General features: G+C 40.2%; 20 protein-coding genes. 14 read left to right on the top strand and 6 right to left on the bottom strand.

Annotated features, from left to right (window positions below; translation table 11 throughout):
* Nucleotides 1-85 precede the first annotated feature (85 nt).
* A complete protein-coding gene (locus RMY63_RS31730) occupies nt 86-3,931 on the bottom strand; it encodes a LamG-like jellyroll fold domain-containing protein (protein WP_322732505.1) in 3,846 nt (1,281 codons plus the stop codon).
* Nucleotides 3,932-4,506: 575 nt separating this feature from the next.
* On the opposite strand from RMY63_RS31730, the gene RMY63_RS31725 reads away from it, so the two are divergent.
* From RMY63_RS31725 to RMY63_RS31705, 5 genes are all read left to right on the top strand, one after another.
* Nucleotides 4,507-4,659 carry a hypothetical protein gene (locus tag RMY63_RS31725; RefSeq protein WP_322732504.1) on the top strand — a complete coding sequence of 51 codons (153 nt, stop codon included), beginning with the start codon at nt 4,507-4,509 and terminating at the stop codon, nt 4,657-4,659.
* A 497-nt stretch (nt 4,660-5,156) separates the two neighbouring features.
* Nucleotides 5,157-5,558: a gas vesicle protein GvpJ gene (gene gvpJ / locus RMY63_RS31720; protein WP_322732503.1), complete on the top strand. Its 402-nt coding sequence runs from the start codon at nt 5,157-5,159 to the stop codon at nt 5,556-5,558.
* 95 nt (nt 5,559-5,653) lie between these two features.
* The gene (locus RMY63_RS31715; RefSeq protein WP_322732502.1) at nt 5,654-6,127 is read left to right on the top strand and encodes a gas vesicle protein K; all 474 of its coding nucleotides are present in this window, start codon (nt 5,654-5,656) and stop codon (nt 6,125-6,127) included.
* A 37-nt stretch (nt 6,128-6,164) separates the two neighbouring features.
* Nucleotides 6,165-6,899, top strand: coding sequence for a GvpL/GvpF family gas vesicle protein (locus RMY63_RS31710; protein WP_322732501.1), 735 nt, complete (start codon nt 6,165-6,167; stop codon nt 6,897-6,899).
* Nucleotides 6,900-6,913: 14 nt separating this feature from the next.
* Nucleotides 6,914-7,159 carry a gas vesicle protein GvpG gene (locus tag RMY63_RS31705; protein WP_322732500.1) on the top strand — a complete coding sequence of 82 codons (246 nt, stop codon included), beginning with the start codon at nt 6,914-6,916 and terminating at the stop codon, nt 7,157-7,159.
* A 31-nt stretch (nt 7,160-7,190) separates the two neighbouring features.
* On the opposite strand, the gene RMY63_RS31700 is transcribed toward RMY63_RS31705, so the two are convergent.
* Complete coding sequence (locus RMY63_RS31700) at nt 7,191-7,547, bottom strand: gas vesicle protein (protein WP_322732499.1); 357 nt, start codon at nt 7,545-7,547, stop codon at nt 7,191-7,193.
* A gap of 129 nt (nt 7,548-7,676) precedes the next feature.
* On the opposite strand from RMY63_RS31700, the gene RMY63_RS31695 reads away from it, so the two are divergent.
* Together RMY63_RS31695 and RMY63_RS31690 are read left to right on the top strand one after the other, a co-directional pair.
* Nucleotides 7,677-8,357, top strand: coding sequence for a GvpL/GvpF family gas vesicle protein (locus RMY63_RS31695; RefSeq protein ID WP_322732498.1), 681 nt, complete (start codon nt 7,677-7,679; stop codon nt 8,355-8,357).
* Nucleotides 8,358-8,551: 194 nt separating this feature from the next.
* Entirely contained in the window at nt 8,552-10,453 is a 1,902-nt protein-coding gene (locus RMY63_RS31690) for an ArsA family ATPase (protein ID WP_322732497.1), read from the top strand.
* Here RMY63_RS31690 and RMY63_RS31685 read toward each other — a convergent pair.
* Nucleotides 10,450-10,809, bottom strand: a complete 360-nt coding sequence (locus RMY63_RS31685) for a DUF5615 family PIN-like protein (protein ID WP_322732496.1) — start codon at nt 10,807-10,809, stop codon at nt 10,450-10,452. The genes RMY63_RS31690 and RMY63_RS31685 overlap by 4 nt on opposite strands.
* Nucleotides 10,787-11,170, bottom strand: coding sequence for a hypothetical protein (locus RMY63_RS31680; RefSeq protein ID WP_322732495.1), 384 nt, complete (start codon nt 11,168-11,170; stop codon nt 10,787-10,789). The genes RMY63_RS31685 and RMY63_RS31680 overlap by 23 nt, the downstream gene beginning before the upstream one ends.
* 296 nt (nt 11,171-11,466) lie before the next feature.
* On the opposite strand from RMY63_RS31680, the gene RMY63_RS31675 reads away from it, so the two are divergent.
* The 7 genes from RMY63_RS31675 (at nt 11,467) to RMY63_RS31645 (ending at nt 21,120) form a co-directional block, all read left to right on the top strand.
* Nucleotides 11,467-13,311 carry an AAA family ATPase gene (locus tag RMY63_RS31675; protein WP_322732494.1) on the top strand — a complete coding sequence of 615 codons (1,845 nt, stop codon included), beginning with the start codon at nt 11,467-11,469 and terminating at the stop codon, nt 13,309-13,311.
* A 246-nt stretch (nt 13,312-13,557) separates the two neighbouring features.
* A complete protein-coding gene (locus RMY63_RS31670) occupies nt 13,558-13,938 on the top strand; it encodes a zinc ribbon domain-containing protein (protein WP_322732493.1) in 381 nt (126 codons plus the stop codon).
* Nucleotides 13,939-14,130: 192 nt separating this feature from the next.
* Entirely contained in the window at nt 14,131-16,569 is a 2,439-nt protein-coding gene (locus RMY63_RS31665) for a LamG domain-containing protein (RefSeq protein ID WP_322732492.1), read from the top strand.
* 185 nt (nt 16,570-16,754) lie between these two features.
* Nucleotides 16,755-18,566, top strand: coding sequence for an AAA family ATPase (locus RMY63_RS31660; RefSeq protein ID WP_322732491.1), 1,812 nt, complete (start codon nt 16,755-16,757; stop codon nt 18,564-18,566).
* Between the two features lie 172 nt (nt 18,567-18,738).
* Nucleotides 18,739-18,945, top strand: coding sequence for a hypothetical protein (locus RMY63_RS31655; RefSeq protein WP_322732490.1), 207 nt, complete (start codon nt 18,739-18,741; stop codon nt 18,943-18,945).
* 147 nt (nt 18,946-19,092) lie between these two features.
* A complete protein-coding gene (locus tag RMY63_RS31650) occupies nt 19,093-19,731 on the top strand; it encodes a 4Fe-4S single cluster domain-containing protein (RefSeq protein WP_322732489.1) in 639 nt (212 codons plus the stop codon).
* A 105-nt stretch (nt 19,732-19,836) separates the two neighbouring features.
* The gene (locus tag RMY63_RS31645) at nt 19,837-21,120 is read left to right on the top strand and encodes a hypothetical protein (protein ID WP_322732488.1); all 1,284 of its coding nucleotides are present in this window, start codon (nt 19,837-19,839) and stop codon (nt 21,118-21,120) included.
* Nucleotides 21,121-21,434: 314 nt separating this feature from the next.
* Here RMY63_RS31645 and RMY63_RS31640 read toward each other — a convergent pair whose 3' ends face one another.
* On the bottom strand, nt 21,435-21,767 hold the full coding sequence (locus RMY63_RS31640) for a XisI protein (protein WP_322732487.1): 333 nt from the start codon (nt 21,765-21,767) through the stop codon (nt 21,435-21,437).
* 273 nt (nt 21,768-22,040) lie between these two features.
* Complete coding sequence (locus RMY63_RS31635) at nt 22,041-22,409, bottom strand: hypothetical protein (RefSeq protein WP_322732486.1); 369 nt, start codon at nt 22,407-22,409, stop codon at nt 22,041-22,043.
* Nucleotides 22,410-22,670 lie beyond the last annotated feature (261 nt).

The raw sequence follows: 22,670 nt of genomic DNA, 5'->3' as shown, positions 1-22,670 counted from the left end.
TGAGTTTTTAGTCATAATAAAACCATAAAAATACAAAGTTTTAGTTAGTACAAAAAGCAAATAACCTTTAACATTTTCCCTTCCCTTATCGAGATCCAAAAACATAAACTGCACCCACTCTTTTTGCCGTTGAAGTATTTGCCCAAGCAGCAGTTGTAAAAATCCATTCCCTATCTGTTGGGGTAGAAAAACCAAAGTAGCTTTCATAATGTAAATCGGTGGGCTGAAGTTTTTCTTTGAGTTGCCATACTCCTTTTTCTAGTTTGAAGATATGAGCATCACCAGTAGCTTTGAGCTTGGATGAATCGGCGCGGGTTGAGCCAATTACGGCGATGTCATTGGCGATCGCTACTGTTGCCCCAAAGAAGGCACAATATTTAGGTTGGGATGGTTGCAATAGTTGTTGTGGTTGCCAAACTCCTTCTATTAATTTGTAGATGTAAACGCTTCCAGTACCCAAGATATTGGTGATAGGAGTATTGACGGCTCCAACAAAAGCATATTCTCCAGAAATGGCGACGGAATAACCAAATAAGTCATTAATTCCAGGTCGTGGTGAATTTAGTTTTTGTTTTTGCTGCCATACTCCGTTTTCTAGGTGGTAGATATAGGCTCCTCCGGGGCGTTTGATACTAGCAGAAGTGTAGCGATCGCCACCGCCGATGATTGCCCATTCTGATGTCATAGCGATGACGTTACCAAAGCATTGATTAACGCCTAAATCTTCTGGTTGCAGTTTTTGTTTTTGCTGCCATACACCGTTTTCTAGATAGAATACATAAGCTGCGCCTGCATCTTGAATAGTCGTTGATTTGGCATGAGATGCACCAATTATTGCCCAGTTTCCCTTGATAGCAATTCCCTTACCGAAAGAACTGTTGACATTCAAATCAGGAGGTTGCAGTTTCTGTTTTTGTTGCCAGATTCCATCTGCTAATTGATAAATGTATGCAGCACCAGCATCTTTAATAATTCCATAATCTGCTTTGCGTGCGCCGATAATTGCCCATTGTTGACTCATAGCGACAGCAGAGCCGAATTGATCCCCCACACGGGTATCATTAGGCTGGAGTTGCTGTTTTTGTAGCCACATCTGATTTTGCAATTGGAAAATATAAGCAATCCCAGCATCTTGAATATCGGCTCTATCGGCTTTGCGTGCGCCTGCGATCGCCCATTCTCCACTTAAAGCTGTTTCTTCGCCAAAGTATGATTCGCTCTTTAAATCCGCAGGTTGCAGCTTTTGTAATTGCTGCCAATCATTCTGAGGAATTACTGTTTTTGAATCAATTACAATAATTTTTGGCGATAATTCCGACAATTTTTCTACGAATTCAGCATTTTTATGTTCTAACTCAGATTCTTTCTGCTTAAGTTCTAATAATTGTTTATCTTGTTCGACGTTGTTTTGTTCCGATTCAGCAACTTTTTTATCAAGTTCAGCTAGTTGTATATTTTGTTGAGCGTTCTTTTGTTCTAACTCAGCAATTTTTTGAGCTTGGTCAAGATTTTTCTGGTTAAGTTCCAATAGTTGTTTATTTAGTTCAGCGTTCTCGTGTTTTGATTCAACAACTTTCTTATCGATTTCAGCATTTTTTTGCTTGAGTTTTGATAGTTGTTTATCTTGTTGAGCGTTTTTTTGTTCTGATTCAGCAACTTTCTTACCGAGTTCAGCTAGTTGTATATTTTGTTGAGCGTTCTTTTGTTCTAACTCACTAATTTTTTGAGCTTGGTCAATATTTTTCTGGTTAAGTTCCGATACTTGTTTGTCTTGTTCAACGTTCTTGTGTTCTGATTCAATAACTTTCTTATCGAGTTCAGCATTTTTTTGCTTGAGTTTTGATAGTTGTTTATCTTGTTGAGCGTTTTTTTGTTCTGATTCAGCAACTTTCTTACCGAGTTCAGCTAGTTGTATATTTTGTTGAGCGTTCTTTTGTTCTAACTCACTAATTTTTTGAGCTTGGTCAATATTTTTCTGGTTAAGTTCCGATACTTGTTTGTCTTGTTCAACGTTCTTGTGTTCTGATTCAATAACTTTCTTATCGAGTTCAGTATTTTTTTGCTTGAGTTCTGATAGTTGTTTATCTTGTTGAGCGTTTTTTTGTTCCGATTCCGCAACTTTCTGATCGAGTTCAGCATTTTTTTGCTTGAATTCTGATAATTGTTTATCTGGTTGAGCGTTTTTTTGTTCTGATTCAATAATTTTCTTATCGAGTTCAGCATTTTTCTGCTTGAGTTTTGATAGTTGTTTATCTTGTTGGGCGTTTTTTTGTTCCGATTCAATAACTTTCTTATCGAGTTCAGCTAGTTGTATATTTTGTTGAGCGTTCTTTTGTTCTAACTCAGCAATTTTTTGAGCTTCGTCAAGATTTTTCTGCTTAACTTCCGATAGTTGTCTATCTTGTTGAGCGTTCTTTTGTTCTAATTCAACAACTTTCTTATCGAGTTCAGGATTTTTTTGCTTCAGTTCTGATAGTTGTCTATCTTGTTCAATATTCTTTTCTTCTAATTCACTTACTTTGTGAGTGAGTTCAATATTTTCCTGTTCAAGCACAGATGCTTTAGGTTGAGCCAGTATTTCATTGATAAAGAATAGTTGCCAATCCCAAATAGCTCCAGTAATTTTGCCGTTATTACTACGGCTTGTACCATCCTTAACTGTAGTAGTAGAGCCTTCATTTAAAGGCCAATAACCGACCAATTCAGGCTCATCTCCTTTTAAGCGGGCGTACATACAAGATTTAATTTCAGCTTCAGAACGGATACAATTCCAAAGTCTAACCTCGGCTATTTTGCCTTTAAAATTATAAGCTTCGTTATCATCTTGATAAACACCTATTCTTAAATTATTTTCAGGATTATAGTTAATTTTATTAGCCGAGATTGCTTTTGTTGCTTTGAGAACCCCATTAACATAAACCTTCATCTCTTGACCGTTGTAAGTACCTGTAATATGCTGCCATTGAGATAAAGTTAATGTCTTACTACCGCTACTGAGGTACTGGATTCCTCGCTTTTCCGGGGTGCAAGCAAAATTCACACCACTCGCACCATCAAGACACAAACCATATCCACTTTCTGTAAAACCTGTATCAAAAATATTACCAAAAATACCAGCCCATTGCTTTTGTTGTTCAGGATAAACCCAAGCCTCTACAGTCAGAGTTTTTTCGATTTTAAATTCTGGTTTTTTGCCGATATCAACAAAATCGTCTATACCATCAAAAGAGAGAAAATAAGCAGGAAGATTTGTATGAGTATCAGCTTGAATAGAGGTTTGTTGTTGTTGCCAAGTAGCTCCATAAATTATTGCTTGATTAATAATATTAAATTTATCGTTGGCAATATTGCTAGTTCCCTCATTCAAAGGCCAATATTGTACCAATCCGGCTTCTTTACCTTCTAAACGGTGGTGTAAGTCTTGTTGCAGTTCTTCTACTGAACGCGTGCGGTTCCACAGACGTACTTCTGCCATTCGTCCGTCAAAATAACCATCTTGTGTCCAGTTACTTCGGCCGATGTAATTAAGACTTCGGTTAAGGTTTCCAGGAAGTTGAATTTTTCCAGATTGAATTTCTGTACCGTTTTTGTAGAGTTTACCATTACCAGAGCTATCAATTGTTGCTGCTAAGTGTATCCACTTCCCAGTTTCGAGGACGTTGTTAGCTCTAATTCTTTCTACTGTAATTTTTTTAATCTGTAAGATAAGTGTATTAGTGTTACCCTCATTCGCAAATACAATGTTGTCTTTGTCTACACCATTACCAAAGTCAATGATACGCGACCAAAATTTAAAGCTATTGTAATAAACCCATGCTTCTATAGTGAAACCCTGTGAATAATCTACATTCATTTTAGACAAAACAATATGGTCGTTTTGTCCGTTAAATTTAAGAAAGTAGGGCAAGTAATTTATCTGTTGATTTGGCATGGTATAGTTAACTCCTATTTGCATCTGAATTAGTGCAAAACTTTAACCGAATAGTTCTCAACATAGGAAATACTTTAGAAACATTAATAAGCTAGCGATTTCAGCTATTACACTTTAAATTTGAAGCTTTGACAATAAAAAAATTCTGATACGTTAAAGCTGTGATCAAGGATAAAAATTCTGCAACTTCTAAATACATAAGTTTAAACCATTGCTGTCAAAAATAATTATGAGTCAATCCCAATGCTGGAGAGATTGAAACAAAAAAATATATGATTACGCTTTATAAATCTATTTAAAAATGTAAACTTTCAGTTTTAACTAATTACTATTTTGTAGTTAGTAATTAGTTTGCTAGGTTTAATTCCAAAATATTTACTCGGTTACATAATACCCTAAATAGCACAAAATATTTTTTTTGTAATATAAAAATCAAAAATTAGTTAATTTTAACTAATTTTTTAAGTAGGTCGGTACAATAAAACAAAACTATATAAAGAAAAATAAACTAAGCTAAAATCTTGTTGACTCTTGTCTTTCGCCTCTTACGACTTTCTTTATTTGAACTACAAATTTTGACGTCAACCTATTTAAGTTTAGTCAAAAATTTTGGCCGGACACTCGCTCGTGCCAATGCCAAGCTCAAGCTTTGTCCGATTGATGCTCAAACGACTAGCTGCCAGCTAGAAAAAAGATATCAAATGGGTTCTGTACAGGTCTTCCTCTAAAACTTCCTCTGGGTTCTCTAATTGTTCTCGCAAAGCGAACTCATTACATAAACAGTAATAATTTCAGTAGACAAAAGTAGGAAAGGTAGGAAAAGTAGGAAAGGTAGGATATTTAATATTAAATAGGCATGATAAAACCAAACTATGTAAAGAAAAATAAATTAGGCTAAAACCTTATTGTCTCTTACTTTTCGCCCATTACTACTTTCTTTATTTGAGCTACAAATTTTGACGCCAATTTACTTATATCTTCTTGAAAAACTCCAGTTATCGAGATGGATGAAGTTTAATATATTTCTTAAGATAGATAAGATATGATATATTTTTATAAGATAAATATGATATGGTCTTTATATTGTTAGATACCTTGTTTGATTTAATTAAAATTGACATAATTTAAGCTATAAATATTTTGTATTGTCTGTTAATTCTCTGTTACGTAAATAATTGCTAATAGAGAAAAACACTTTGTATATCACTAAAGAGTCAAAGCTATCGTGACTTCTACACCAATTTCATCTAGTTCTAAAACCAACTCGAGTCGAACAATTACCACTTCTACCCAAGGTTCGACTTTGGCGGATATTCTAGAACGAATATTAGATAAGGGAATTGTAATCGCAGGTGATATTTCTGTCTCTATCGCCTCTACCGAACTTTTACATATCCGAATTCGCTTATTGATTTCTTCTGTAGATAAAGCACGAGAAATGGGAATAAATTGGTGGGAAGGCGATCCTTACCTTAGTAGCAAAGCCCAGACTTTAATTGAGGAAAATCGACAACTCCAGGATAGACTACAAAGTCTAGAAGCAGAAATGCGATCGCTTAAAGCTTTAGCTACTAGCCAGGTGGATTTTGGGATAAGGGAAGGGGGAGGGGAAGGGGAAGGTTTTTAAATAAGATTTTTGTACTTTGATTTAAGGAATATTAGTTAAACATGTTGATAAAAGGCTACAACCGTTTTTAATTTAAAAATAAAATTAGTGAGATTATGACGTTAGTTGGCAAGTCTTCAGAAAGTTCTGCTGAAAAAATTCTGAATGTTCGCAAACTGAGCAGTAAAGCAGGTTTAGCTTCTTTATTGTTAACAGTGCTGGAAGTTATTCGCCAGTTAATGGAAGCACAAGTTATTCGCCGCATGGATGAACAACTCCTCAGCGATTTGCAGCTAGATGAAGCAGCAGAAAGTTTGCAAAAACTAGAAGAACAAGTATTACACTTATGCAAAATTTTTGAAATAAAACCAGAGGATTTAAATATAGATTTGGGAGAAGCTGGTACTCTTTTACCTGCACCCGGAACCTACTATCCAGGGGAACCTAGCCAAAATCCTTCTATCTTGGAACTGCTAGACAGGCTTTTAAATATTGGCATAGTGTTACATGGCGATATTGATTTAGGTTTGGGTAATTTAAATTTAATTCACGCCAAGCTACGCTTAGTTCTGACATCAAAACCAATTTAGTTTTTGTAAAACTTTAGAAAAAAGTTAGTAAATATTTATGAGTTTAGGCATTTACCTATACGGAATTTTTCCCGAAGCTGTTTCTGAAAATGTCATATTAGAAGGATTGGATAAACAAACAGTTAAGAGCTATTCTCTTGATGGCTTTAACTTTTTGTATTCTGAAGCTAAACAAAAAAAATATTTTGCTTCCAGACGCAATTTATTGTGTCATGAAAAAGTTTTAGAAGAAGCAATGAGTCAAGGGTTTCGTACCCATTTACCTCTACGTTTTGGCTTAGTTGTGAAAACCTGGGACACAGTTAACGAACAATTGCTTGTTCCTTATAAGGAAGAATTAGAAGCGTTATTTCAAAAACTGGATGGACGCCGGGAAGTTAGCGTCAAAGTCATATGGAATAGTCAAGAAGAAATTCAAGCATTGCTAGAGTCCAATCCACAATTGCGAGAAAAACGCGATGCAATGGAAGGTAAAACTTTGAAAATGGAAGAAGTCATCGATATTGGTCAAATGATTGAAAAGGGTTTGCAAGTTCGTAAGGAAGCTATTATCCAAACTTTTCAAGATGAATTAAACGGTTTGGCAGAAGAAGTATTAGAAAATGTTCCGATGACAGAAGAGATGATTTATAATACAGCTTATTTAATTCCTTGGGATAGTGAATCTATCTTTAGTGAAAAAGTAGAATCTATCGATAAAAAATTTAGCGATCGCCTGCGAATTCGCTACAACAATTTTACTGCTCCTTATACATTTGCCCAGCTTTCTTAAGGGAAATTAACCTGATGTTGATGAAAATCTTATTATTTCCTATCATCGGCCCACTTGAAGGCATAACCTGGATAGGAGAACAACTTCTAGAACGTGCTAGTGGTGAATTAGATGAAAATGAAAATTTGCACAAACGCTTGTTAGCTTTGCAACTGGCCTTTGATATTGGCGAAATATCTGAAGAAGAGTTTGAAATTCAAGAAGAGGAACTTTTACTGCAAATTCAAGCAATGGAAGAAGAAGCAGAAGAAGTTGATTAAATTTTAACCTCTTCTACACGATAAATTGTGACTAAATATCTAAGTAAAAAGTATCAAAACTATTGGACTCGTGAGCCTTGTGAGAAGCGTGGAAAAGAGTTTCGATTGTATTATTAGTTGGAGTAACGCGCATAGTCTGAGTCTGGCTGGGAGGTGATTGGCGCAAGTTTTGAATTGATAATTCAGTTTGTTGTATTTGAGTATCTAAATCACTGAGGTGCTGTTTTAATTGTTCCAAACGCTCAGTCATAAATTTCAGTTCTTGCTGGATACGCTGTCGGTCTGATACCATTTTATATAGCTTTAATTGCTCAGATGCCTCAGACTTTAGACGAGGCATTGTGCTGATTTTAGGTCTGTTTAGTCCACCATTGCGAATGTGCTTCATTGTATACTTTTAAGGAAATTAGTTTTATTGTAAGTGGTTATTTTCTCCTTTTTAATATAGATGAAAATTTTTACATTTAATTTATAATATAATTTAAATATTAAAATGATTTAACTTTAAGTATTAAGTGTGGAATTATATAATCTTTACGTTTATGCTTTTATCCAAACACCAGTTGTTGATCTAAATTTACCTCTAGGCATCAGCAATATTGTAGTCCTAATTAGCAAATCCGGTGTTTCTGCTCTGGTAGAATCAGCCATTTCTTTGGAATCATTGCAAAATAACGACGAAACCTTAATTAAGGCAGTCTTGTCTCACGATCGCGTAATTTGTGAAGTATTTCGCCACACTACAGTTTTACCCTTGCGATTTGGTACTTCATTTGCTTCACAAGAGAGCTTATTAAATCATTTAGAAACCCATGCTGAGGAATATTTAGAAAAGTTATGCCAAATCAAAGGTAAAAATCAATATATTTTAAAATTTATTCCTCGTACTTTAGATGAAACAAATACACCAGTAGCATCGGGAGGAAGAGAGTATTTATTAGCCAAAAAGCAACGCTATCAAGCACAGCAAGATTTTTACACTGCTCAAATAACAGAATTGGAAAATCTAACTCAGACAATTACTGAAATTCATGAATCTAAAATTGTTCAGCAAGAAGGTAAAGAAACACGAATTTATCTTTTAGTTAGTAGTCAAAATGAATCTTTACTAACAGCACAACTTTTGGCTTGGCAAGAAGCCTCTCCCCGTTGGGAGTTACAATTAGGAGAAGCACTACCTCCTTATGACTTTATTTAATTATTGAATATGAGCAATTGTGTCTGATGTCACTTTTTTAAATCTAGAATTTTAAAAATAAAGATTATTTCGCCCACGAGGGACGAGGTTTTTACCCTTCCCCTTCCCCTTCCGCTTCTTGATAAAGATTATTTCGCCCACGAGAGGCAAGGTTTTACCCTTCCCCTTTCCCCCTTCCCCTTCCCCTTCTTGATATGAACTCAAATCCCCAAATTCTTGATAGTATTCATCAATATGACTCACTGTACTTAACCATGTTTAGCGGTAAAGGTGGAGTTGGAAAAACTACACTTGCTTGTGCTTTTGCTCGACGAGTGGCTAGATTATTTCCTAATCAAAACATACTTTTAATATCCACAGATCCAGCCCACTCTTTAGGTGATGTACTGCAAATAGAAGTAGCAGAACAAGCTTCGCCTTTACCCGATTTACCTAATTTAAGCGTTCAGGCATTGGATGCTAAACAATTACTATTAGAATTTAAAGCAAAATACGGTAATTATTTAGAACTGCTAGTTGAACGTGGAAGCTTTGTTGAAGGAGAAGATTTAACGCCTGTTTGGGATTTAGAATGGCCTGGTATAGATGAAGTCATGGGTTTGCTAGAAATTCAAAGGTTGCTAACAGAAAAGGCGGTCGATCGCATAGTAGTAGACATGGCTCCTTCTGGGCATACTTTAAATTTGTTAGGCATTAAAGATTTTTTAGATGTAGTATTAAATTCTTTAGAATTATTTCAAGAAAAACATCGAGCGATCGCCAAAAGTTTTAGAGGACGCTATATACCGGATGAAGTTGATGACTTCTTAGTTAAATTGAAATCAGAATTAGCAGAAGGCAAACGGTTATTGCAGGATGTGGATTTTACTGCTTGCTTAGTAGTGGCGATCGCAGAACCAATGAGCCTGTTAGAAACAAAAAGATTTTTAGATAATTTGCAGCAACTAGAAATAACTTGTGGTGGTTTAATAATTAACAAAATATTGACAGAAACAAATATAGACTTAGACCGTTACAGCGAACAACAAAACTTATTGAATAATTTTCTAGATATTTCAGTAAACCAGTCCCTATTTATTGTTCCACAACAGATAACAGAACCTCTAGGAAGCCTAGCTTTAGATAATTTAATTAGCCAAATTAAAAAAGTTGATAGCGTCGCCATTGTCCCCGCACCAACTATACAATGGCCTGTAAAAGTATCTCCTAGTTTCAGTGATTTTATAAACGAAGGTAAACAACTAATCCTCATTGGTGGTAAAGGTGGAGTCGGAAAAACTACAGTAGCAGCAGCCATAGGATGGGCATTAGCTAGCTCTTATCCAGACAAAAATATTCGCTTGATTTCTATCGACCCCGCCCACTCTTTAGGAGATGCTTTTGGTAAGAAATTAAGACACGAACCTACTCAATTAACTGCTAATTTAAGCGGTCAAGAAATCGATGCCAAAATCATTTTAGATGAGTTTCGTAACGATTATCTTTGGGAATTAGCTGAAATGATGAGTGGTGAGGGAAGTGAACCAGGAGCAATCAAAATTGCTTATACTCCCGAAGCTTGGCGACAACTTGTAGCTCAAGCTTTACCCGGTATTGATGAAATGCTATCTCTGATTACCATCATGGATTTATTAGACAGTAAACAGCAAGATTTAATTATTTTAGATACAGCCCCTACAGGTCATCTGCTCAGATTTTTAGAAATGCCCTCTGCACTAGCAGAATGGTTAGCATGGATATTTAAATTATGGATGAAATATCAAAGTGTTTTAGGGCGCATAGATTTTATGGGAAAGTTGCGAAAATTGCGCCAACAAGTCGTACAAGCCCAGAAAAAATTACAAGATCCAAATCATACAGAATTCATTGGTGTGATTCAAGCAGAAGCAGCAATTATTGCTGAACAAATGCGGCTAACTGAATCTTTAGCAAAAATGCACGTTTCTCAGCGTTATATTGTGCATAATCGTCACAGTAAAGAGGTAGAGCTTGATGCTAGTTTATTTATCAATCAAACTATTATTCGCTTACCAATTTTACCCCGTTCCGTAGAATCGCAAGACCGGATTATTGGAGCGGCAAAATTATTATTTTAATAATTCCATTGATTGAGAATAACGAACTGGTTTTTAAGCACATAGCTCATTGCCTCAAGATTGGAGATTGCTGCAACAATTGACCGATAGCTCATGTTTTTTGATGAGTCTGAGTTTTGATAGACTGCCAAAATACCTGGATGAACTGGTTCAGCTTGATGAAGTTGCTCAAAGTCATCACAGTTGCGAGTCAGCACCACTAACCCTTGTTGCCTAGCGTAATTAAATACGGTTGAATCTGAGCAACTTCCTAAACCTGCTTCATTGACAGTGATTACATCATGCCCTGCTGTGCGAAGCAAATTGACCAGATACTTTGCTTGAGAGTCCTCATCAAGCAGCAGTCGTAGGCTCAACAGAAATTCCCTTTGTTTCTAAACGATATCGCTCCTCATCTGCCTCTAATTTCAGCAGTTCCCGATTATTTTCGCAATAGTTAATAGCCTCGTGAATAGCTGCTAGGGGTAAGTCCCAGTTTTCTGCTGCTTGTTCGGCTGACATTTTATTGGCAATCATATCTTGCCAAACGGTTGAGACAAGCAGCTTACGTCCTTTAATATAAAGTTGTCGTCGCCAAGGGTGAGGACGTGTGACTAAATATTTCCAATCTTCTGTTTGGCTATCAGTTTGTAAAGATTGAATCAGGGCACTAATCAGGGCAAGGCGATCACTCACAGACAATTTGAAAGCTTGTTCTTTGAGTTCTTGTAGTGACATAAAAGCGTTTCCTAACAGTGCTTAATGTTCATTCTAGACAGAAACGTTCTTGCCGCAACTTAGCCAGAAAGCATTTAAAGCTTCAAGCTTAAATCCACAATGACGACAAAAACTAGGTGCTGGGCTTCTGACGTAAGAGTAAGTCAGAGTATGATGTTGAATAAATCAACTTTGCGGAGGAAGAGATATTGGGGGATAAATCGGTATATTTCAGCAGAACACCCTCAATCAACTAGAAAACTTCTCAATTCTTTGCCAGACGATCGCAACGCTTTGCTAAAAAAGGGAGGAATTTGATGAGCGATATATTCAAAGGTTTTGAGCAGTTACTAGAACTAGCAAAAGCCTTAGAAGAAAAAATTGAAAACGGAGAAATCAAGGCGGATATGCAGTTTCGGACTCGTCCTCTTAGCAGTATACCTCGTACAACTGGCGTAAATCGTCCTCGTACTGTTAATGTCCACGTCGGCAATACTGGCTTTCGGACTCCACAACCGCCCAGCGATACATCTGCCCAAACGAATTACACATCCCCAAACCCAGTTACACCAGACTCCTCGGCAACCGCCTCCTTACAAGATGTCGGTGGACTAGGAGAAGTTCTCAAAGAACTCAGAGAATTAATCGCCATCCCCTTAAAACGTCCTGACTTACTGACAAAACTCGGATTAGAACCGACGCGCGGAGTTTTATTAGTCGGGCCTCCCGGAACTGGTAAAACCCTTACAGCCCGTGTCCTTGCAAAAGAATTGGAAGTTAACTATATTGCCATAGTCGGGCCAGAAGTTATTGGTAAATACTACGGTGAAGCAGAACAAAGACTGCGGGGAATTTTTGAAAAAGCTGCTAAAAGTGCGCCTTGTATAGTTTTTATCGATGAAATTGATAGCCTCGCCCCAGACCGCAGCAAAGTAGAAGGGGAAGTAGAAAAACGACTAGTGGCGCAACTTCTGGGCTTGATGGATGGTTTTTCCCAAACTAAAGGGGTAATTGTCCTGGCTGCTACCAATCGTCCAGAACATCTCGACCCGGCTTTACGTCGCCCTGGAAGATTTGACCGAGAAGTGCTGTTTCGCGTCCCAGACCGCCAAGGTCGTTTGGAGATACTAGAAATTCTGACTCGTGCCATGCCGAAAGAACCGACAGTAAATTTAGCAGAAATTGCTGATTTAGCTGTGGGATTTGTGGGTGCAGACTTAAAAGCTATCTGTCAAAAAGCTGCTTATAGCGCCTTACGCCGTCAAGTCCCCTCAATAGAAGGGCCGATTCCCGACCAGATGACAGTGCAACACTCAGATTTTTTGCAGGCACTCAAAGAAATTAAACCTGCTGTTTTACGTTCGGTAGAAGTGGAATCTCCCAACGTAACTTGGGAAGAAATTGGTGGGCTGGAGGAAATTAAACAAACCCTGCGCGAAGCCGTAGAAGGCGCATTGTTACATCCAGAACTATACCTGAGAACCAAAGCGCGATCGCCAAAAGGAATTTTATTATGGGGACCACCCGGAACTGGCAAAACTATGCTAGCCAAAGCCGTTGCTTCCCAAGGTAGAGCGAATTTTATCTGTGTCAACGGCCCGGAATTACTCAGTAAGTGGGTGGGTGCTAGCGAACAAGCGGTGCGGGAATTATTTGCCAAAGCCAGACTTGCATCACCTTGCGTGATATTTCTCGATGAAATAGATACATTAGCACCTGCAAGAGGGCGTTATCATGGCGATTCTGGAGTAAGCGATCGCGTTGTCGGACAATTGCTCACAGAATTAGACGGGTTGCCCACAGGTGCTACTATCTTGGTGATTGCCGCTACCAATCGTCCTGATGCCTTAGACCCAGCTTTATTAAGGGCTGGAAGATTAGATTTACAGATATTAGTAGATTTACCTAATGTAGAAAGCCGGTGGGCAATTTTGCAAGTTTGTAATCAAGACCGTCCCTTAGAAGATGTGAACTTAGCTTACTGGGCAACAGTAACCGAGGATTGGAACGGCGCCGATTTAGCATTGCTTGGCGATCGGGCTGCGGTGGAAGCGATTCGTCGCTACCATTCCCAAGGAATGACCGATCCAGCGGCAATCAAAATTACAAACGAAGATTTTAACTACGCCCATCAAATTTTAATGCAACAGCGATCGCTTTAGGAGCTTGAGTAAAATGGTGCAAAAAAACCGAAGTATGTAACTGAAAGTAAAGTCTATCGAAAAGCTATTGAATTCTGCCTTCTGTCCTCTGCCTCCTGCCTTTTTATAACGACAATTTTCAGCAACGACCTACTTAAGCTGTGCCAAACGTGCAAAATCATGAATCAAGATAAATTATCTTTTATCTTGATTAATGCCTGAAGCACGTATATACTTAGTTCAGGTAAAGATAGCTTGTTTTTAGTTATGTTTGCCATCAACAGAGAGCTAAAACTTAATAACAAAGAATGCTCCTTGATGCTTTGCATGGCTGGATTTAAGGGATTTGTTTACAATTATGGATTGAACTTAATCATAGCAAGTTGGGATTTCAATCACATCCAAACTGGAGATGCTAAACGAATAGATGCAATCAAAAAGGTTTATCAGCAAATGCATTATGGAACTAAAGTTGAAATAGTTGATAGGTGGTTTCCTTCTTCTAAAACCTGTTCCAAATTCAGTCATATTCAATCGATGAATCTGTCAGGTAGAATATTCTTTTGTCAAAAGTGCGATCGCAATTTTGACCGCGACGAAAGTGCTGCAATGAATTTGAAGAATGCACCGTCTAAAGCAGTAAGCTAGGCTCTGGCTTAACTTAACGCCTGTGGACAATAAGTAGCCGTCTACCTTGGTCGTTCGCTTATAGCGTTCCCGTACCCCTGCTCTTAAGCAAGGCTGGGCGTAGTGTCTCCGTCAGGAGAAGGATAGCAGGAAGAAAACGCTAACTTAATTAACTAGTTTGGTTAGGTTTAGGTAAGTTTTTTGGAGCAGCAGATGCTGTCACTAGAAAAGCTGAGAATTGCAGTTGCAGGTGTATCAATCACTTATCCCCTTCAGAGCGTCATACCTCCTGCTAAAAGAACGACACAGCAGGCAATGCCCTCTCAAGAAACTATGCAGCAAACACCTCCGAGTGATTCTTTTCCCAACGCTCCCACATTTGATGGGGTAGATGACAAATTAGATATGCCTTACGCGCCCGAACTCAACCCTGGTAGTTTTACTGTCGAGATGTGGGTCATGGTTCAGGGTGGTTCAGGCTACCAGTCTATTCTGGCCTCAGTCGGAGGCTCACCCCTAGCAGGACGCAAAGGATATCTTTTTTGCATCACACCTGCACGGCAATGGCAATTTTGGTTAGGCAATGGCGAACCAAAAGCATTTTGGCGGGTACTAAGCGGGACACAAGCAAAAATAGGTGCTTGGACACATCTGGCAGGAACCTACGATCGCAACTCACAAACGATGGCTTTCCTCATCAACGGACGAGAAGTAGGGCGAGAAATGGGCGTGCAATACCAGCCCAACGATCGCAATCCTACCCGTGTCGGCGCAGGTGCTACAGAACAGTGGGGAGCAAGCCCTTGTTTTTTCCGTGGCAAGATTGCTGAAGTTCATGTTTGGGATCGAGTCCTAGCTTCTAAAGAGATTCAGGCACTTGCAGCCCAGCAGTCAATAGAAGTTCAAGCAGAACCTATCCAAGAAAACGGGGGGCAATGGGGGCAAGAAGGACAAAGTGTTGACCAGACTAAACAAACTACAGGTAATTTCTCTGGACAAAAGGGACAAACAACTACAGCTAATTTCTCTACTCAAAAGGGACAAAACACAAATCCTTCCCCTCCACTACAACCAAGTGTTGAGAAACCCTTAACTCAATTACCAGTAAAGGAAACACCTCTGACATCCCAGCAACCCGGCCCAACCACTGCTGCTATACCCGACCCTCAAACCGTTCTTTGGCAAATTGGATTTCCAGGTCAAGCCGGAACGCCAGCCCCAACAGGTGGATGGACAATTGAATATAACTACATAGTAGGCACAGATCCCGATCCCCTCAACCGTCCTACTATTCCCTCTTGCTTAGTGCCTTTTAATGCCAACAAAATTCCTAATTCAACCAGTCAACTAAATATTCACTTTGGTCTACTAGAAGATTATACTGATGAACAATTAGTCTTCTCTTACGATCGCTACGGCTCTGGAGAAGACAATATATTTCTAGACGGACAACTCATTGCTAAAACGCCCGGTGCAGACAAAGGCAAGCTTAAACAGAGTCAAATCCCGTTAGGAAGTATTCGCCAAGGGCCGCATACGATTTCAATCACAACAGCAAACGGTGCGGATGCCGCACACCTAATCGATTATCTGCAACTCCAAATCCATAAGCCTATGCTTTCCAACCTCACATCCCAACTTGGGGGACTGACTGGTGCTTCGTCAACATCCAAAGGCAACCAATCAAATCCCCAGCAATCATCTGCTCAATTGGCACAAGGCGGCGGACTCTTAGGTGGAGTATTAGATCCAGTCACAAGTGTCGCTGGCCAAGTCGCAGGGGGAGGTGGCAACGAGGGACTAGTTGGACAAGCTACTGGACTGGTAGGCGGAGTAGCTGGTCAACTCCCCGTAGCTGGGGAATTAGTCGGTGGTTTAACTAATCAAAATTCAGGAGGCGAAGGAGTGTTAGGAGGATTACTCAATCAAGTCGGCGGACTAGCTGGAGGTCTACCTGTAGCTGGCGGACTAGTCGGTGGTCTAACTGGTCAAGGTGGTGGTGGCGGTGGATTAGCTGACGGACTAGTAAATCAAGTTGGTGGACTAGCTGGAGGTCTACCTGTAGTCGGTGGATTAGTCGGTGGTGTCACTGGTCAAGGTGGTGGAGACGGATTAGCTGGAGGATTACTCAATCAAGTTGGTGGACTAGCTGGGGGTCTACCCGGAGTTGGTGGAGTAGTTGGTGGTTTAACTGGTCAAGTCGCTGGACTAGCTGGAGGTCTACCCGGAGTCGGTGGAGTAGTTGGTGGTTTAACTGGTCAGGGTGGTGCTGCCCAAGGAGGTCATGCCGGTGCATCGGCTGAAGTTGTGGTACAACTAGCTGGATTAGTACAGCAACTTACTGTATTAGTTACCCAGCTAACTCAGCTTATCAGTCAACTAGGGATAGCCAATCAAGCTCATGGCGGAGTAGGGGGCGCAACACAAACGCCAGTAGCTGGGCAACTTGCTGGAGGAGGTGTATCCTTACCCGGACTTACACCTGCCCAAGTAACCCAACTATCTACAATGACTGGTCTCTCAGCACCCCAACTAGCTCAACTTTCAGCCTTAACAAATCTCCCACCAGCACAACTATTACAACTACCAGCAATGACAGGTCTCTCACCAGCCCAGGTGTTAGCACAACTACAAGCACAACAACGTCGGTAGGTGATATTGGGCGTTGCTGACTCAGCGTATGAATAAGGCAAGCACGGGAGGCAGTGCGCTCTTGGAGGTTTTCTCCGTTGTGGCAACTGCCACGAACAGGGGGAGAAAAGAATTTTCATTTTTCCAAAAAGCTTAACTGTATTCCGATTTAGCAACACCCAGCATTAACTAATTATGCAGAAACTGTGAGTAGATTTTTCCGAGACTTTGAACAACTGCTAAAACTGGCACAAAAAAAAGCTGCTCAACAGCAAGCCCCAAACAACCCCAATAATAGCGACTGGATCGAAGTCTCCCAGCACAGTAACTTTTCTCAATCTGAATCGACGGTCAAAACTATGCGGACTCCTAGAACATCTGGGTATAAGCCTCTGTCGCCAGTCCCACATCCTGCCCCATCCCCAGAACCTGCTGTTAAGCCGTCATTACAAGCCGTGGGTGGCTTAAGGGAAGTGCTGGCAGAACTGCACGATTTGGTGGCTTTACCACTAAAGCGTCCAGACTTGTTAGCCAAACTGGGATTAGAACCAACACGGGGGGTGTTGTTAATCGGGCCGCCAGGAACAGGGAAAACTTTGACTGTGCGTGCCATAGCCGAAGAACTCGGTGTCAACTACATAGCCATTGCTGGCCCGGAGATTATTGGTAAATATTACGGTGAGGCAGAGTTACGACTGCGGCAGATTTTCCAAAAAGCTACCTTGTCGGCTCCTTGCTTAATTTTTATTGATGAAATCGACAGCCTCGCACCAGAACGTAGCAAAGTCGAAGGCGAGGTAGAAAAGCGCGTTGTTGCCCAACTTCTCAGCCTGATGGATGGTTTTGCTCAACTAAATGGAGTGATGATTTTGGCAGCAACCAACCGTCCGGATCACATCGATCCGGCGCTGCGTCGCCCTGGTCGATTCGATCGCGAAGTGTATTTCCGCGTTCCCGATCGCCTCGGTCGCCTAGAAATTCTCAAGATTCATACTAGTACAATGCCCCTAGATGGGTCTGTAGATTTAGAAGGAGTTGGCGATTTAGCAGTTGGATTTGTCGGTGCAGACTTGCGATCGCTCTGTCAAAAAGCAGCCTACAACGCCCTCCACCGCTTCAATCCCCCTCTAGATTCGCCCATACCAGAAGGACTTAGTATCAATCAGCAAGATTTTCTCCAAGCTTTAAAAGAAGTTAAACCCTCTATTCTCCGTCCAGTCACAATTGAAACTCCTAACATCACTTGGGAACAGATTGGCGGCTTAGAGAGCGTCAAAACCATCTTGCAAGAAACTGTTGAAGGTGCGCTGCTGTATCCCGAACTCTACCGCCAGTTAAAAGCAATATCTCCCCGTGGGATTTTACTTTGGGGCCCGCCTGGAACCGGGAAAACCCTCTTAGCCAAAGCTGTTGCATCCCAAGCCAGAGCCAACTTTATCGCCATCAACGGCCCAGAATTACATAGTAAATGGGTAGGCGCATCAGAACAAGCAGTCAGAGAATTATTCACCAGAGCAAGACAAGTATCACCATGTATAATTTTTATCGATGAAATCGATGCCCTTGCCCCCATTAGAGGCGGTCACGAAGGAGACTTCGGAGTAAGCGATCGCCTGGTCGGTCAACTCCTCACCGAAATTGATGGCATCCAACCTTGTACTAACGTATTAATAATCGCCGCCACAAACCGACCCGACATCATCGACCCAGCCTTATTAAGAGCAGGCCGCCTAGACTTGCAACTGAAAGTAGACTTACCCGATGTCACCAGCCGATTTGAAATCTTGCGGGTTCATAACTGCGATCGCCCCCTAGCCGCAGACATCAACCTAGCAGCCTGGGCAGTCCGTACAGAAGGCTGGAACGGCGCAGAACTCGCCCTTCTGAGCAATCAAGCCACCATGCAAGCCATCCGCCGCTATCGCCTCCAAGGACTTACCCACACCACCGAACCCTACATCTTTGCGATCGACTTTGAAATCGCCTATCAATTCCTCCTAGAACGCCGATTTCAATAGACCTCTTGCATAAATAATTTTTTATTTCACGCAAAGGCGCAAAGACGCAAAGAAGAAGACAAAAAGAAAGACAGTATGAGTAGTCAACGCAGCCCAAATAATAAGCCAAACAAATGGGGATGGGAAAAAATTGGTACACTTGTCGCAATTGTAAGTCTTATGGTAAACGCTAATGAAAACCAACCGTGAAAGAGAAATATTGATAGTAGCAATTAATGCACTATTAGAAAGTGCTTATGATAGCACTTTAGACGAGATTTACACTTTACTCAAAACAATTGAAGATGAAGAAGATGAGGAGGATTTAAAAGCTGTTAAAGAAGCTAGAGAAGAAATAAGACTACACGGAACTATTTTCTGGGAAGAAATTAAAAAATAAATTGCTGAAGAGAGAAAACAGGACGTGGCTTAATTGATGACTTACACAGTCGAATTCTCTCCCAGTGCAAGAAAGATGTTTAAAATTTGAATTTGTCTTATAAGAAAATGAAAGTTACCAGCTTATATATTTTGTACGACTACTTATATGTATGATTACTTACGCATCTTCCGCCATCAATCTCCGGTCACAGTCCTCGGCCCTTATAAAAGAGCTGTAATTTGGGTACAAGGCTGTGACTTTGCCTGTCAAGGTTGCATAGTCCCCGAATCCTGGGATAAAACAAGCGGAGAAATAATATCCCTCACCGAACTAGCAGACTGGATTTTTTCACAACCAGATATCGAAGGAATCACCCTCTCCGGTGGCGAACCAATGTTGCAAGCCCAAACCTTAGTAAACCTAATTGATAGAATACATCAATATAGAAATTTAGGTGTAATGTGCTACACAGGCTATCGTTTAGAACATCTGCAACAACACGGAACAGATGCCCAAAAAGCATTACTCAAGTGCATTGATTTACTTGTCGATGGTACATATATAGAATTTCTACATCAAGACTTACTCTGGCGGGGGTCTAGCAACCAAAGATTATTGATGTTAACAGAACGATATCAACAGATTTTAATCGAAAAATTAGCACAAGGCGATCGCTCAACCGGAATAGAATTCGGTATAGATGTCACTGGTGCATTTTACTTTACAGGCATTCCCGCCCGCAAAGGCTTCCGAGATGAGTTTGCAGCAAAAATGCAAAGCCGAGGAATCATATTTTCTAACTAAAAAATTACGAATTATCGTAAATTAGAGGGTTTAAATACCCGACTGAAAATGTCTTGAGTTTTGAATTTTGAATTTTGAATTTTGAATTTTGAATTTTGAATTATTATGAGTGGCAGTCCTAAGTTTTCAGAAGCAGAAATTGCCGAGTGGAAGCAAAAAATTTTAGAAGCTGAACGTCAGCGTCGCGCAGAAATAGAAGCACAAAGGCGTAAGGAAGCCCAAGAACAAGAACGACAACGGCAACTAGAAGAATCCCGTTACCAAACTCAAATTCGCGTCCAGAGATTGCTGTCAGATATAAATTGGCAGTGGGCAAATTTTTATGTTCAAGAAGCAGTAGCATTACAATCTCGCTGTGAGAATCAACTTGAAGCGATCGCTCAAGCAGATTCAGAAACCAAACTACTAGCAATTTCCGAAGAACTAATTAAAATTGAACAGGCAATGCAAGCCGCATTGCAGCGCAAACGCCGCGATGAAGCAGAAAAACAAAGACGAAAAGACATTGAGCGACAACAATTTGAACTCCAAGAACTGGAACGGCGAGTAGCTCAAATTCCCGAAACAGAATCTCTAAAATTCGATGCCGCAGGTCGGCAACAATTACAGCGCATCTTGCAAACTTTACGACAAGCTATTTCTTCTGGAGATCCGATAGCAGTACGCCGACCTCTAACAGAAGCAACAGCTTTAGTTCAAAAACACTTACGCCAAATTGTCCAGCGTCAGTCAAACTCACGCCATTCACAAGCACAAGCAAACCGACAACTCACAGAACTCAAAATCATTCTGACCGGTTTGAAAGCCGATCCAGTAGTTATGCAATGGCAAGCAGCAGCAGTAACAGAAATAGAAACTCAAATCAATACAGTGCAACAAGCTATTACTAACGGTCAAAGCCAACAAGTAATTTCCCAGTTAACAGAGATTAGCCAGCAGCAGGAAACAATTCTCGAAACAGCTAATGCAGCCCAACTCCAAGCAGACAAGCGAGATTATATTGCTGATAGTATTTCTCAAACTTTACAAGAAATGGGTTTCAATATCACCTTTCATCAACCAGAACATCCAGAACATCCCGCTACATCTATTATTTTAGGAGCCACGACTAACACAGGTAAAGGAGTTAGCGTTAGTATTCCCATCGCTGGACAAGTGTTTTATGACGTAGATGGCTATGTCAAACACAGCGTTACTACTGTAGATGGGAATACCTCCGCAGTCTGCGATGAAGCCGAACAAATGCTAACCGAGATGCACGATGTTTTAGAAGATAAATTTGGTGTCAAGATGGGTGAAGTATTATGGCAAGGTAAAGACCCCAAGCGCGTCCTTCGCAAAGCCGAGAATTTGCCAACTCAGAAGCGATCGCGTAGTCGTAGTATTTAGGAAGGGGAAGGGGAAGTTCTGAGGAGGGAGGAGTGGAACTGTTTAAAACTTTTATACCTAGCTTTGACGAAGAATCTGTTTGCGTTAGTCTTCTTGCTTGGAAAATATAGCACTTCTCACTTAAGTGCAATACAGACCTAACCCCCAACCCCTTCCCTACAAGGGAAGGGGAGTAAGATTCAAAGCCTCTCTCCTTTTAGGAGAGAGGTTTGGAGAGAGGTCAAAGTGTGTTGCATCTAAGCAAGAACCGCTATATAAAAAGATAAAAGATAATATTCTTTTAAATTTTGACTTTTGCCTTCCCCTTTTGTCCATCACGTCACAGCAAAACCTGTATATTGCCGTACTTTAGGATGACGAAAACCAAGAACTATATCTTCTTTAGGAACTCCAGCTTCAAGCAAATTAGTTGCTACACCTTCTTCTGTGTCATCCCATTGAATCCAAATTTTTTCACCAATTAAACTTAAATGGATGGGTGTGGCATGGAGATATTTGTCACCACTCCAACCTATATCTAAAACTAAGTATTGTCCCCGCTCATCATCAAATAAAACTTGAGAAGCATAACCATCGGGTAGGCCAGTTCGATGATAATTGGCATGATTTTGAAGTACGGTCTTGATAATGTCTTGGTATTTTAACAAAGTTTTTTTGGGGTTTAATTCCCCTGCCTAACGACGGCAGCACGTTTTGTGTCGGGGTAAAATCCCCGTCACAAAACGTAATTGCGAATTGCGAATTGCGAATTGCGAATTGGTTTAATCGGGTATCCATTGCACGATTGCCTCACTTTCATCATCAAAGACAATTAGCTTGATAATTTGGTTCTTAGCAGCGACAAGCTAGAGTGTGCGCTATTACTCAAAATTTTGTTCAGATTAAATGTAGCGATCGCACTTGGGGACTGATTTAAAAAATTACTCTACAAGCTTCACTGTTTGGTTTACCGTCGAGCGTGCTTTCTTTCGGTCTGATTTGCGCGTTCCACCAGCCATCTCATACTCATCACTATTTTTGCCATAGCGAGATGCAACACTCAGCAGCATTTGCTCAGAATAATCATTCAAATCACGTTCTGCATTTACTAATGCATTCTGTGTCTTATCCACCATCGTTCGTGCTTGATTATAGGCGGCTAGCTTTTCTCGTAACTCCAAAACTTTAGTGTTATACGTAGCGATTGAGAACCCATTACCAAAGTCTAACTGAAGGTTAATAGTCTGCATTCCTTCAATTCGTCGTTCAGCTTTGGTGAGTGCGATGGAGTTACGTTTGCGTTGCGTCATAAAGTTTTCCTCTTTGGATTTCAAGATAAAGAATCGTAACCAGGTTTTGCACTGAGTTGTTTATATATCATTAAAATACGCAAGAAGCAGACACACTAGCCACAGTAAAGCTACAGAACTTTGAAAGAAAGTATTAGAATTAGTAAACTGGACAAATACGGGTATATTTGCTGAAATTTGAGAATCAAAGTGGGTTTACGACTCATAAACTTGATTTACGAACCAGAAACTTGATTTACGAACCAGAAACTTGATTTACGA

The sequence above is a fragment of the Nostoc sp. ChiQUE01b genome (assembly GCF_034531255.1).
Taxonomy (GTDB): domain Bacteria; phylum Cyanobacteriota; class Cyanobacteriia; order Cyanobacteriales; family Nostocaceae; genus Nostoc.
This window is presented reverse-complemented; position numbering and strand designations above follow the sequence as displayed.